The sequence below is a fragment of the Mesorhizobium sp. WSM2561 genome, assembly GCF_000513915.1.
In the GTDB taxonomy this organism is placed as follows: domain Bacteria; phylum Pseudomonadota; class Alphaproteobacteria; order Rhizobiales; family Rhizobiaceae; genus Mesorhizobium; species Mesorhizobium muleiense.
On sequence record NZ_AZUX01000039.1, the window covers coordinates 22,587 to 35,950 of the forward strand.

Annotated in this window: 10 protein-coding genes and 1 pseudogene; 4 read left to right on the forward strand and 7 right to left on the reverse strand. The window is 62.8% G+C overall.

The features are described 5' to 3' along the window. Nucleotides 1-5 precede the first annotated feature (5 nt). The 3 genes and pseudogenes from M727_RS0125975 to M727_RS0125985 all read left to right on the forward strand — a co-directional run. The gene (locus tag M727_RS0125975) at nt 6-1,286 is read left to right on the forward strand and encodes an ABC transporter permease (protein WP_027155079.1); all 1,281 of its coding nucleotides are present in this window, start codon (nt 6-8) and stop codon (nt 1,284-1,286) included. 2 nt (nt 1,287-1,288) lie between these two features. Then, nucleotides 1,289-2,113, forward strand: a complete 825-nt coding sequence (locus M727_RS0125980) for an ABC transporter permease (protein ID WP_027155080.1) — start codon at nt 1,289-1,291, stop codon at nt 2,111-2,113. 88 nt (nt 2,114-2,201) lie between these two features. Next, nucleotides 2,202-2,894 (forward strand): annotated as a pseudogene (locus M727_RS0125985) (cell division protein FtsH); the annotation flags it as partial. A gap of 123 nt (nt 2,895-3,017) precedes the next feature. On the opposite strand, the gene M727_RS0125990 reads toward M727_RS0125985, so the two are convergent. From M727_RS0125990 to M727_RS0126010, 5 genes are all read right to left on the reverse strand, one after another. After that, nucleotides 3,018-4,802, reverse strand: coding sequence for an ABC transporter ATP-binding protein (locus M727_RS0125990; RefSeq protein ID WP_027155082.1), 1,785 nt, complete (start codon nt 4,800-4,802; stop codon nt 3,018-3,020). Further along, nucleotides 4,802-5,818 carry a glycosyltransferase gene (locus tag M727_RS0125995; RefSeq protein ID WP_051505747.1) on the reverse strand — a complete coding sequence of 339 codons (1,017 nt, stop codon included), beginning with the start codon at nt 5,816-5,818 and terminating at the stop codon, nt 4,802-4,804. Before M727_RS0125995 ends, M727_RS0125990 begins: the two co-directional genes overlap by 1 nt. Before the next feature lie 46 nt (nt 5,819-5,864). Then, a complete protein-coding gene (locus M727_RS0126000) occupies nt 5,865-6,968 on the reverse strand; it encodes a glycosyltransferase (RefSeq protein ID WP_027155084.1) in 1,104 nt (367 codons plus the stop codon). A gap of 2 nt (nt 6,969-6,970) precedes the next feature. After that, a complete protein-coding gene (locus M727_RS0126005; RefSeq protein WP_027155085.1) occupies nt 6,971-8,167 on the reverse strand; it encodes an acyltransferase in 1,197 nt (398 codons plus the stop codon). A 590-nt stretch (nt 8,168-8,757) separates the two neighbouring features. After that, a complete protein-coding gene (locus M727_RS0126010) occupies nt 8,758-9,960 on the reverse strand; it encodes an MFS transporter (protein ID WP_027155086.1) in 1,203 nt (400 codons plus the stop codon). Between the two features lie 231 nt (nt 9,961-10,191). Between M727_RS0126010 and M727_RS0126015 the strand changes: the two genes are divergently transcribed. Then, on the forward strand, nt 10,192-10,614 hold the full coding sequence (locus tag M727_RS0126015; protein WP_027155087.1) for a VOC family protein: 423 nt from the start codon (nt 10,192-10,194) through the stop codon (nt 10,612-10,614). A gap of 124 nt (nt 10,615-10,738) precedes the next feature. Here M727_RS0126015 and M727_RS0126020 read toward each other — a convergent pair whose 3' ends face one another. Together M727_RS0126020 and M727_RS0126025 are read right to left on the reverse strand one after the other, a co-directional pair. Beyond that, complete coding sequence (locus tag M727_RS0126020; RefSeq protein WP_027155088.1) at nt 10,739-11,671, reverse strand: dimethylarginine dimethylaminohydrolase family protein; 933 nt, start codon at nt 11,669-11,671, stop codon at nt 10,739-10,741. Further along, a complete protein-coding gene (locus M727_RS0126025) occupies nt 11,658-13,289 on the reverse strand; it encodes a peptidase M20 (RefSeq protein ID WP_027155089.1) in 1,632 nt (543 codons plus the stop codon). The genes M727_RS0126020 and M727_RS0126025 overlap by 14 nt, the downstream gene beginning before the upstream one ends. Nucleotides 13,290-13,364: the final 75 nt, after the last annotated feature.

The window sequence follows — 13,364 nt, forward strand, 5'->3', positions numbered from 1 at the left end:
GGAAAATGTCGGCGCTCGAGCCCACGAAACTGGACCGGCCGCGGGCAAGCCGCGACTGGTCGGCCGCCGATTCCGGCGCAGCAAAGTCGGTTGCGGCAGCACTTCGCCGCGCCGATCTCGGCGACCACCTGCGATCGCTGACGCTGGCAGCACCTTTGCTCGTGCTGCTGGCATTGAGCTTCGGCATCCCGATCGTCCTGCTTCTGTCGCGCGCCGTCTATGATCCGACGATTGCCGACGCCTTGCCGCAGACCAGTCAGGCCTTGCGCGGCTGGAGCGGCACCGGACTGCCCGACGACGCTGCGTTCTTGGCCCTTGCCGCCGATCTCCGCAGCAACCAGGCCAAGGGCACCGCCTACGAACTCGCCAAGAGCCTCAACGCTCGCCTGCCCGGCGCGCGCAGCCAGGTGCTCAAGACGGTGCGTCAACTGGAGGCTGCCGACAGGCCGCCGCTGGAGGTGATGAAAGCGGTGCCGTTCTGGTCGGCGCCGGGCACATGGCCGGTCATCGAGAGCGGCACCCATAGCGTCACGTCGTTCTATCTGCTGAGCGCGCTTGATCTGCGCTGGAATGCCGATGGCGGCATCGAAAGAGTGCCACCCGAACAGGCGATCTTCGTGCAGGTGTTCATGCGCACATTTTTGGTCGCCGCAGCGGTGACGCTGGCCACGCTGGTCCTGGGCTTCCCCCTCGCCTATCTCATCGCCTCCGTGCCCAAGGGCCTCGCCGCCATCCTCATCGTTGCGGTGCTGCTGCCGTTCTGGACGTCGATCCTGGTGCGAACCGCGGCCTGGACGGTGCTGCTGCAGAAATTCGGCCTGGTCAACGACCTGCTGCTGTGGCTCGGCGTCGCCGACCACCGGCTCGATTTGATGTACAGCCGCATCGGCCTGATCATCGCCATGACCCACATCCAGCTGCCGTTCACCCTGCTGCCGATCTACAGCGTCATGCGCACCATCCAGCCCTCGCAGATGAAGGCTGCCTATTCGCTCGGCGCAAAACCGTTCACCGCCTTTCGCCGCGTCTACCTTCCACAGGTCTTTCCGGGCGTCATGGCCGGTTGCCTGCTCACCTTCATCCTTTGCCTCGGCTATTACATCACGCCGGCGCTGATCGGCGGCGCCAGCGACCAGCTGATCAGCAATTTCATCGCCAGCTATGTCAATGTCGAACTGAATTGGGAGATGGCGGCGGCGCTCAGCTTCATCCTGCTCGTCTTCACCCTGGCGATGTTCGGCATCTTCGCCCGCATCCTCGGCCTCGACCGCCTCAAGCTGGTGTAGCCATGTTGCTGTCTCCCTATCCAACGACAGGCGAAAGAATCCGCATCACCCTGCTCTGGCTGTGGTGCGGCATGGTGATCCTGTTCCTCCTCGTGCCGATCCTCATTCCCGTTCCCTTGTCGTTCAACAGCGGCGCCTTCTTCATCTTTCCGCTGGAGGGAATTTCGACGCGCTGGTACGAGGTCGTGCTCGGAACCCAGCGCTGGCAGGCAGCCATCGGCAACAGCCTGATCGTTGCCTTCGGGACGACGCTGATCGCAACGATACTCGGCACGTTGACGGCGATCGCACTTTCCGACGAAAAATTTCCCGGCCGCCGCATCGTCATGCCGCTGCTGCTGTCGCCGTTGATCGTGCCGGTGGTGATCACCGCCGTCGGCTCGTATCTGTTCTATGCGCGCGTCGGCCTCGCCAGCACCTATGCCGGCATCATCCTGGCGCATACCGCACTCGCCAGCCCCTTCGTCGTCGTCACGGTGGGGGCGAGCCTCTCCGGCTTCGACCGCAATCTGATGCGCGCCGCCGCCATCTCCGGCGCAAGACCCATCACATCGTTCTTCAGGGTGATGCTGCCGCTGATCCTGCCCGGCGTGCTGTCAGGGGCGGCCTTTGCGTTCGTCACCTCGTTCGACGAGGTCGTCGTGGTGCAGTTCCTGGCCAGCGCCAATCAGCGCACCATGCCGCTCGAGATGTTCATCGGCCTGCGCGAGAAGCTGAGCCCGGCAATCACCGCCGCCGCGACGCTGATGATGGCACTGTCAATCGTGCTGCTCGTCGTCGCCAATGTCCTGGCCCGCCGTGGCAAGCAGCGACAGCGCATCGACTAGCCGTGCGGCGGTCGGCCGAGCCGCTATAGGTCTGCCCGCGCCAGGCCGCTTTACGCTGCGATTTCCATGTCTCGTGCTGCTTGCCCCACTGTTGAACCCGAGGGAACGCGACGTCGTCGCCTATCACGAAATGGGCCATGCGTTGGTAGCCATGGCGCTGCCCGGGGTGGATCCCGTGCACAAGGTATCGATCATCCCGCGCGGCGTCGGCGCCTTGGGCTACACGATCCAGCGGCCGACCGAGGACCGATTCCTCATGACGCGCGAGGAACTGGAGAACAAGATGGCGGTGCTGCTCGGCGGCAGGGCGGCCGAGCAGATCGTGTTCGGGCATCTGTCCACGGGGGCCGCCGATGACCTGGCCAAAGTGACCGATATCGCCCGCGCCATGGTGACGCGTTACGGCATGTCGGAAAGGCTCGGCCATGTGGCGCTGGAAAAGGACCAGCGCTCCTTCCTGAGCCCCAACCCACTTGCCGGCGGTCCGCGCGAGCACGATTACGGCGAGGCCACCGCCGAGGCTATCGACGCGGAAGTTCGCAGCATCGTCGACACAGCTTTCGCGCGAACCGTCGGGCTCCTCACCGAGCGACGGGATCTGCTGGAAAAGACGGCGCGCAAGCTGCTCGAGATCGAGACGCTCAGCGAGGCCGAGCTCGCATCGCTCGTCGGAAACGTCGCGACACCGGATCGCACAGCGGCATCCGAACCGCAATCGAGGAAGCGACCGATACGACGAGGCAAGGCTGCGGCGACAAATTTTTCGCGCCGGGCCGAGTGAATACGCACGTTGAACCGAGCACTTCGTGCTGCAGACCGCCGCGCAGCCGGCCCGCCCCCCTACGCCGGTTGCAATTCCCTGCGGCGGGAAGGCGACCGCGGCAAGCAGAATCGCAATCCCTCATCAATCCATTGATTCATGCTGGTAAAGCTCATCCATGCTGAGCGTCGCCAGAGCGGCGAAAGGCGCCTGCTTTTTCACGCGACCGCCGCTGAGGATCACCACGTCGTCGCAGAATGAGATGGTGCTGTGATGATGACTGATCACTATGGTCGTGCGGCGGCCTGCCCTCGACTTCAAGGTCTCGACGATTGCCGCTTCCGACAGCCCGTCCACCGCATTGGTGGCTTCGTCCAGGATGAGGATATCGGGATCGCGCACCAATGCTCTCGCCAGTGCGATCCGCTGCCGCTGTCCCGCTGAAAGATTGACGCCCCTGTAGCCGACGACCGTCTGGTAGCCTTGCGGCAGATGTTCAATGAATTCATGCGCTTCGGCCAGCTTTGCAGCACGCTGGGCGTCGCCGGCCGAGGCTGCGTCCTGCCCGTAGATTATGTTCTCAAAAATGGTGCCATCCACCAGTTCCAAATCTTGGCTGGCAAGTGCGATATGCCTTCGCCAGTGGCTGGGATCGATCTGGTCGAGGGGTGATCCATCGACGAGAATCCTACCGGCATCAGGCTCGACGAAGCGGCACAGGAGATTGACGATCGTCGTCTTGCCTGCGCCTGAGCGGCCGATGAGCGCCGTCGAGCGGCCGCTGCGGATCTCGAATGCCGCCGAATGCAGCACCACGGCACGCTGGTGCTTGCCGGAATAGGTAAAGGTCACGTCATCGAACTTGATCCCTTGCGCCAAGCCCTGGAACGGTCGGTGTCCTCGCGGAGGTTCGGGCTTGTCGGTCGGGTCCAGCATCCAGACCACCTCTTCAAGCGATCCGCTCAAGCCTTGCAGCTGGCTCCAGGCCATTTGCAGGGCCCGCATATACGGCTGCAGCCTGTAGAGCAGGATGACGAACGCGACGATCAGCGGGAAACTCACGCCCACGAACCAGGCGCCGATCACCACCGCAAGAAACAGCATCGCGTGGAGAACCTCGGTCAGCGGCGGCAACGCGCCCTGACGCGTAAGCAGGACGAAAGCTGCCCGGCGAACCGCGTCCGACGCCTGATCGAATGTCGCCTTCTCGCGGCTCTCCTGTCCGAAAATGCGGATCAGACGCCCGGCATGCACGAGGTGGAGCATCTGCGATGCAAGATCGCTGTTGCGCGAGGCGACGCTGCGGCTCGGCGCCTTCAAATTGGCTGACAGCACGGCGTGCGCGATCTGAACGACGACCAACCCGAGCGTGACCAACAGTGTCATCTGCCATGAAAGCAGGAGCAGAAAAGCCAGCAGAATGATTGCGGCCGATGCGCTGACGATGGCCGTCAGCATGAGCTGGATCGCATCCGATGCCCGCCAGGATTCGTTGGAGATGATGTTGAGCAGCCGTCCGGGACTTTGCTGCAGGAAGAATGGATAACCGACCCGCAGCAACTGCTCCGACAGTGCGCTGCGGATCGAATGGCTGGCCTTGCCATAGATGAAGGTCGTCAGCAGCGTGTTTGCGAAGGCGAAGACGTTCTTCAGGACGATCGAGGCGAGAATAGCGGCCGAGATGACGATCAGCCGGTCGCGCTCGCTCAGGTCAGATCCGAAATGCTGGAACACGGCAGAAAAGCCGGCCATTCCGGTTTGATCCCCCTGCCCCATGATGATGCCCAGCAAGGGGATGATCAGGCCTATGCCGAAGCCTTCAAGGGCCGCGCTGGCAAGACCCAGCATCACCACGGCAGGAAGCAGCCGCAGTTGTTTACTTCCAAGCGCGCGGCGCAGCATCGGCAGGCTCGGCGGTACCAGTCGCATTACGGCGTATTCACCCTCGCCTGGGCATTTGCCCGTTGATCCTGTGCTTGTTGATCCTGCCGCACTTGCGGCGCCTCTGGGCGTCTCGCCAACAAAAGAACCGCGAACTTGGCCGCGCCGAGCAGATTCATGACGACGATCGGCCAGTGCGACAGCTTGAGTTCGCAATCGAACCGAGGCCCGTTCACCAATTCCCGGAAAGCCGATCGCACGGCCCAGTAGAAATGGCGAAGCAGCCAAGGCGCATGGCGAACATGTTTCAGGCACAGCCCGCCATTGCCCAGGCAGTAGTCGCGGTGGAGCTTTTCGATGGCCTTGCGATCTCGCCGGCCGTGATGGTGGAAAATCGTCATGTCGGGCACATATTCGACTGGGATTCCGAGCAGCACCGCTCGCACAAGATAGTCCGTATCTTCCGCGGAGCGCAGCGGGCCGCCTGCGCCGAACCGCTCGTCGAAAAGGCCGATACGGGTAGCAGCATCGCGGTGCATCGTCATGTTGCAGCCGAGCACAAAACCGCCGGGATGAACATCCGATGTAAGCCGCTCGCGGACCAACGATCGCTTGATCGTGAACGGCAGATCCCTGGCATCGCCGATCTCGACGCGGCCTCCCCGGACGACCCGTTCCCCGGTCCCATAATGTCGCTGCAAATCACTGAGGTAGTCGCCATGGACCTGGCAATCATCATCGACGAAGACCAGCACACGGCCCCGTGCACGCGCCAGACCGGCGTTGCGGGCCGCCGCCAATCCGCGTCGTGGCTCGCAAACAGCCGTCAATGGGATGTCCGACAGTTCGGCGATGCTGGCCAGGCGTTCTGCCGTGCGGTCGGTCGATCCGTTGTCGACAACCACGAGTTCGGCCGCGAAGGCAGGATGGGCGCGGCACGCAGCCTGGATCGACTTGATGCAAGGCTCGAGCACCGCAACGCGGTTGCGCGTGCAGACGATGAAGCTGACCTCCGGTGCGGGGCCGTGCTGCGGCCGGGGATCGGCCGAAATGGGCGCAAGCATACTCGAGCGACTGTGCTGCAGAGGCTGGTGGGATTTGACTGTCATTCTAGCTCGACCCAAGGGAAGGCAGAACCGCCGCGGCCGGCACGGATTGCAAGTACCGCGACAAGGCGTCTACCTGCCTGGTCGCCGACATCGAGACGAGACTGAACCGCGGCGCGTAGGCGCCGGCACGCAATGCGTACCGCTCGCGACGCCGAATGCGGTCCCATTTGGCAGTCCGCGTCAGGAACTCATGCGTCAACAGCGGTTGCATCTCATCGCCTATGAGTTGGTAGAGGAAATAAAACAGGTTCAGCGTGCCGGCCTCATAGCTCGGCCTCGTTTCCGCCGGCAGTCCGGAAATCCTCTCCTGCAGCGCAAGCATCCAATCGGCGGCACGGCGGACCGTGTCCATTGAGGCAGCATCACCGATGTCGCGGAGGTCCCGCGCGTTTGGCGCGAGGCCTTCCCGCTCAAGGGTTTCGGCCACGATCTTCAAATGCGTCCTTCGCATCTCCCGCTTGTGCCGGTTCGTCACGCTGTCGCCATGGATACGATAGGCGATCAGGTTTTCGGGGATCATAGCCGCTGGGTAACGGTCGGTAAGCCGTCTGAAGAGATCGAAATCTTCGGCATGGGTATAGCTCTCGTCGTAATATAGATCGCCGTCCTTTATGGCGTTCCTATTAAAAACTACTGTAGGATGCATGAATATCGTGAAGAACATTGACAATATGCCCAGGATATTTTCCTGAAGAGCTGGATCAGGCAGGCCTTTGACGATGCGGTTGCCAAGCAGGAAATCGACACCTGCGCCGCACAGGGCGAGGTCGGGCCGCCGGTTGAAGAGTGCGACCTGACGCGATAGGCGCCAGGGATAGGCGATATCGTCGGCGTCCATCCTGGCGACCAGATCACCCCGAGCCACCGCCAGCCCTTCATTCAGGGTTGCGATGAGGCCCCGGTTTTCGCGTGAGACGATGGAGATGCGGTTGTCAGATTTGCGGAAATTCTGCAGGATCTGCAGGGAATTATCCGTCGATCCGTCATCGGTCGCGATGATCTCCAGGCGATCGTAATCCTGCCGCAGGATGCTGGCGAGCGCGGCTGCCAGAAAAGGTCCGGCATTATAGATCGGCAGCAGAACGGACACCAAGGGAGCTGCCATGGTCAGCTCCGATCCGTTCGCGGGAGGTCGCGTGCCAGGGATGCTTTGCGGCCATCGAGCGGGCCGCTGAAATAAGCTCCTGTTGTCCTTCCAAGCCACCCGGCGTCATTCGATTTGACACCTGTCAGGATGACGGCGCCAGTTCCTGGAGTAGCATAGGGGAAGTAGCGCTTGAGGCTGTTGAGCGGCTTTTCGAAAAGCAGCCATGAGACCGAAGCCACAATGATGGTCGCCGCTCCCGCAACCAGGAATCGCCCCGGCCCTTGCTCAGAGACGTTGAGCGGGATCCAGGGCTGGGACATGACCGCGAGTGACAGGACGATGGGATGGTAGAGATAAACCCCGTAGCTGATGCGGCCGAGCGCCAGCAGCGGTGGCAGGTTGAGAAACTTCCCCCGATAACCGTCAATGCCGGAGGAACAGCTCGCAACGACCACGACCAGCGGCGCGAGAGGCAGGACTTCCAAGAGCAGCCAGCGGCCCCATTCCTGCACGGAATTTGCCGGCGTCGGAGCAAACCACTGCAGGACGAAAAAGGCGGCCGCGAGCGCCGGCCAGCCAAATCGCAGCCACTGAGGCAAGACAGCGGTTCTGGTTCGGTAGACTGCAAGCAGCGCACCTGACGCCAGCGCGTCCATCGATGCTGGCGGAAGCAGGTCGCGCGCGAGGTCGGGACTTCCGGTGATCGGCCAATAAAAGCGATACGACAACGACAGCAGGATGACGCCGATACAGATCGACTGAAGACGCCGGAGCGGCGCCAGCAAAACGATCAATGGCCAGACGATATAGAACTGCTCCTCGATGCTCAGGCTCCAAAGATGGGCGAGCACCCAAGGCGTCCATTCGTTGCGCAGCGCGAACCAGAAATTCGACAGATAAAGCGCATGCCAGACCAGCGATCCCCTCGACTGCTCCAGGTCGACCAGCCAAACGAAAGCCAACACGGCAAAGTAGGGAGGGAATATACGCAGCGCCCGCCTGATGTAGAAGGATTTGAGTGCGGGTGCGGTTTCGAATTCAGCGGCCGCGCGCGCGTCCAGAAGAAGCCGCGTGATCAGAAAGCCGCTCAGTACGAAGAACAGTCGCACGCCGATGTGGCCCCAGAAGGAAGACCCTCCCGCCGCAAAGAAATGCGAATACATTACCATCGTCACGGCGATGGCCCTCAGCGCGTCCAATTGCGTGTCGCGTCTCATCGGCCGCTTCCGCCAGTTAGATGTCTCCGATGACATCGTTGCCGCGGGTCGCCGCTGCTCACTCTGCGGACAGCGGCGCCTGCGCAATGCGGCTGATCGTTTTCGCTCAAAGCGCTGCGTCTCGCGCGGGCTGCGGAGGTTCGGGCGGAGCGACCAAATGGCTCTGCGCCATCCCCCGCCAGTGGGCCCACGAGATTGCAGATTGCCTCAACACCACGGAGTCTCTTCACGCCATCAAATGCCCCAGCGCGACGATAGGAAAAAAATGCTGCGTCGCAACACAAAATGTTAACGCGTTTGAAATAGTCGCGTGAGGCACGGCCTGAGAAATGCGCGAAAACCGCCCGAATCTGGCTATTTTTGACAGTTTTTGACCGAATCTCGGACTTACTCACACTTCACGTTGGCGCGACCGTGCTGCATTGCAGCATTATCGATCGCTAATAGGGATGAGAACTCGGGTCCTGCACAGACCTGAGCTCGCAGAGCAAACTCCCATCGTGGGCGATGGAAGCCTCGTAACTGGGGGTCAAAAGCCGGCATAGCCGATGTCCGCTTTCGACCCCCTGCGTTCCCCTCTCCGCCAATCCTTAAGCCGGTTGCAATTCCCTGCGCGGCAGCCGCGGGAAGGCGATCGCCACCGCCACCGCGCCGAGCCCGACAAGGGCCGAGCCGATGAACAGCCAGGAATAGCTGGCATAGGCGTCGAACACCATGCCGCCGGCGAGCGGGCCGAAAGCCATGCCGATGCTGGACAGCATGGTAACCGCACCAAACACGGTGCCGAGGATGCGCTGGCCGAAATATTCGCGCGCCAGCACCGCATAGAGCGGCATCACGCCGCCATAGGTGGCGCCGAAGATGACGGCGAGCGTGTAGAATTGACCAAGCTCACTGACCGCAAGATAGGCTGCAATGACCACCGACTGTATCGCCAGACCGGTAATCAGCACCGGCTTGACCCCCAGCCGGTCGGCAAGCACGCCGTATAAAAGCCTGCCGCCCAGTCCAGCCAGGCCCTCGATGCTGTAAATGCTGACCGCCGCCATCGGCGCTATGCCGCACAGCATCGCATAGCTCACCATGTGGAAAATTGGCCCGGAATGCGCCGCGCAGCAGGCAAAGAAGGTCAGTGCCAGAACGATGAATTGCGGCGAGCGCAGCGCCTGTGGAACCGACATGCCGGTATCGTCGGCGGCAAGATCGGAGGCGGCGTCGTCAGCGGCAGGCTTGGGCGGCTGGCGCACCAGCAATGCGGCCGGCACCAGCAGCGCCCACGCCGCGATACCAATGACCAGCATGGCGGTGCGCCAGTCATAGGCCGAGATCAGCCAGCGCGCGAAGGGCGAGATCGTCATTGGTGCCACGCCCATGCCGGCCGAAACCAGCGAAACCGCAAGGCTGCGGTTCTTGTCGAACCACGCCGTGGTCAGCGCGATCATCGGCGCAAAAAAGGCGCTTGCCGCGAGGCCGACGAGCACGCCATAGGTGATCTGGAAGACAAGCAGCGAGCCGGTGCGGCTGGCCAGCACCAGCGCCAGCCCGAGCAGCACCGCCCCTGTCATCACGACGATGCGGGCGCCGTAGCGATCGTAAATGGCGCCCCAGGCGAAACCGCCGAGGCCCATCACCAGGAAGTTCAGCGTCATCGCGCTCGATATGCCGGCGCGCGACCAATCCGTGTCGAGCGCCATCGGTTCGAGGAAGATCGCCAGCGAGAACATCGCCCCGAGGGCGACGCAGGTCATCAGGGCGCCAGCCGCGACGATGACCCACCGATAGGAAATGCGCATATTTTTCTCCCGAGATCGTTTGGACACGGCGCGACTTCTTTCGAGATTCGTCACGCCGCTTGCGTCCGAAGGACGACGGCGACATTTCCAATCCTACAATCCGGTTGCATTTTTTATCCAGTCGCGAAATCGCGCCACTCGATTGCTCCATTGCCCACTCGATTGTCCATTGCATTGACCGTGCGCCGTCCTGGGCTAGATTTCCAACCTGGCGATCAGGAGCTATCAGGCATGGAACTTCATCGCGGCCGTCTCATCGACCACGTCCAGTTGGTGGTCAGCGATCTCACGGCAAGCCGGCGCTTCTACGAGGCGGTTTTAAAGGTGCTCGATGTTCCCATCGGCGGCAGCGCCGAGGATTATTTCTGGGCCGACGAGCTGTTCGTCTCCAGCATCGACAGCCGGGCGGCCAACGGACAACTGACCGGCCGCCACCACCTTGCCTTCCAGGCCAAGGACCGCGCGATGGTCGACGCCTTCTACAAGGCCGGCCTCGTCGCCGGCGGCGCGGACAACGGCGCGCCGGGCGAGCGGCAGCACTACCATCCCGGTTACTACGCCGCCTTCCTGCTCGATCCCGACGGCAACAACATCGAGGCCGTCTTTCACGGGCCGGCCAACCGCAGCGCCGCTTCGGTGAAGATTACGTTTTAGGCTGCGGCCAGCCCCTTCTCCCCGTCATTATACGGGGAGAAGGGGCCGGCAGGCGGATGAGGGGCGGCGCCAACGCTTGATATTAAAACTTCAACGCCGAACTCTGTGGCTGTTTTTCGGGATTTCAGCCCGGCACACGCTTCAGCGCCTGCGCCATGCAGTGGATGCCGCCGCCGGTCTTCGAGATCTCGCTCATGTCGACCGCCGCCACCTCGAAGCCGCGCGCCTTGAGCTGACCGATCAGCGTCTGGCTCGAGGTCGGCGCGATCACCCGGTCCTTGCCCAGCGACATGAAGTTGCAGCCGAGCGCCATCGTGTCCTGGAACGGCACGTCGATGATCTCGTGGCCCTTGCCCTTCAGCCAGTCGACAATGCCCGGCTCGGTGCAGGCGAGGCAGACGGCGGTCAGTTTCTCGGCGATCGGCACCACCATCAGATCGATATGGACGTAATATTCGTCGATGAAGGCGATGCGGGTTTCCCAGCCCTCCTTGTCGAACCAGGCATGGACCTGACGCGCGCCCTCCTCCTGGGTGCGGGCGCCGCCACAGCCGATCAGCACCACGCCGTCCTCGATGACGTTGAAGTCGCCGCCTTCGAAAGTGCCCGCGGTGACCATGTCGTAGATCGGAATGCCAAGCTTCTCATAGGTGCGGATCGCCGCATAATTCTCGCCGCGCCGCCACCATTGGGACATCGCGGTGATGATGGCGCCATACGGCGTCATGACGCTGGAATCGCGCGAATAGACCTGCATCGGCAGCTCCGGCGTCGGCTCGTGCCAGTGGATGTTGACGCCGAAATGCTCGTAGGCGGCGACCAAATCCTTGTGCTGCGCCTGCGCGATCTGGACGTTGCACGGCGCCTCGCGCAGATGCTTGCGCGACAGCGAGCTGGTCGAGAGATGGCGCAGGAAATTCGGCGAGCCGAGCAGCACGTCGGTCAGGACGTCGGTCTCGTTGGCAAAGCCCCAGGCGGTCAATGGCTTGGTGCCGCCGGCCGGATTGCGGCGCTGCAATGAAAACGGTTCTGCTACGATGCGGTCATGGACGGTCATGGCATTCTCCTGGCTTCGAGTGATCACGCGGCTTGCGGTTGCTTGGTATCCACCAGTCCCGTCCGCGCGGGGTGGCGACATATTCCGGCCAGCGGAAATGGATCGGCGGTTCGTAGTCGCAGAGCGGCGCCAGCCAATTGCCGCCACCAATGCCGCCGCCGGTGCGGGCGACGAATTCGTCCATCGCCGCATCGCGGGCCGCCTTGTCTTCCAGCAGGCGAAGGGCTGCCAACGCAATCGTCTTCGACGCGCAGGTGACCATCGGATCGATCGTCGCGGAAATGCCGCCCAGCGCGTTCATCGCCCAGGACGGATACGCCTGGCCGTTTTGCGAACGCAGCGCCGGGCGGGCGACGTAGAACCGCGCCGTCGGCGTCTGCCACGACATGTCGGTGTAATCATCGGAGGTGGAATTCAGTTGCGACGGCGGCAAGTCGCGGCGCAGCAACGCCTCCGCCTCCTCAGGCGCAATCAGCTGCTCCAACTCGGCGATGAACGGCTCGTCGGTCGCCGCACCGCTGGCATTGACCTGGATTTCGCGGGCAATCGCCTTGGCCGTCTCGTCCCAGCGCGGCGGCCCGACGGTCGACAGCGCCTCATAGGCAATACCCGCCATGGCATGATTGGCGAGCCCCGGCCGCGACTTCGACACCCAGTGCCGCTCGTGGCGGCAGCCGCTCATCTTGGCGGCGGCCTCCGCGTTGTGGTCGAGCACGGCGACAACCTGCTCGGCCATGGCAATCGTCGGCACGCGGATCATGTACTGGATCTCGGCCAGTCCGGCCGGCAGATTGTCGGCGGTCGCCTGGCCCGCGGTCAGGATCGCCTCGCTGATCGACCAGCCGCCCTGATGCGGCAGCATGGAATCGCGCAGCGCTTTGGACGCCATGTACATCATGACAAGCGCGTCGTTGGCGCCGGGCGCCCTGACCGCCGAATGCGCCTGCGGAATCGGTGCACCATCGTTTGCGCGGACCCAATTTTCGGGTTCATCGCACACAAAGCGATAAATCATCGCATAGGCCGCGCCGCAATGGGTGTCCCAGCGCGCCGTGTTGCAGAGCGGCAGCATGTAGAAAGGATGGAAGGAGATCATGCCGGCAAGGCCATCGTAGTAGCCTTTTGCGGCATGGATCGGCTTCGACCCCCGCACCTTCTCCGCCGGCTCGCCGGTGAAGCGCAGCGTGCCTGATATGCCGTGGCGCTGCATCGCCGCTTTGGTCGCCAAAAGCCCGCCCAGGCTGGCAACGCCGAGTCCGGAATGCGGATCGGTGTGGCCGCCGGCCTCAGCGCCGAGCCCCGGGCGTGGTCGCTTGACGGTCGCCGCGTCCTGGCAATTGCCCGGCACCGCGTCATACTCGGCATACATGCCGATCGTCGGCCCGGTGCCGTTGGTCCAGTGGGCGCAAAAGGCGGTCGGCATCCCGCCGGAGCCTTCCTCGACCGAAAAACCCTCATGCTTCAGACGCTCGACATACCAGGCGGCCGACTGGTATTCGCGCCAGGCGGTCTCGCCGAAATCGAAGATCGTCCGCGTCCATGCCGACAGCGACGGCTGAATATCGTCCAGACAGGCAAGCGCGGTCGCTTGAGCCGAGTTCGTCACCGGATCCTCCATCGGTCAAAGAAAGCAGTGAAGCGCCTCGCCAAAAAGTGATATGTTTTCCCGGCTCATGCAAATTCGGTTCACCTC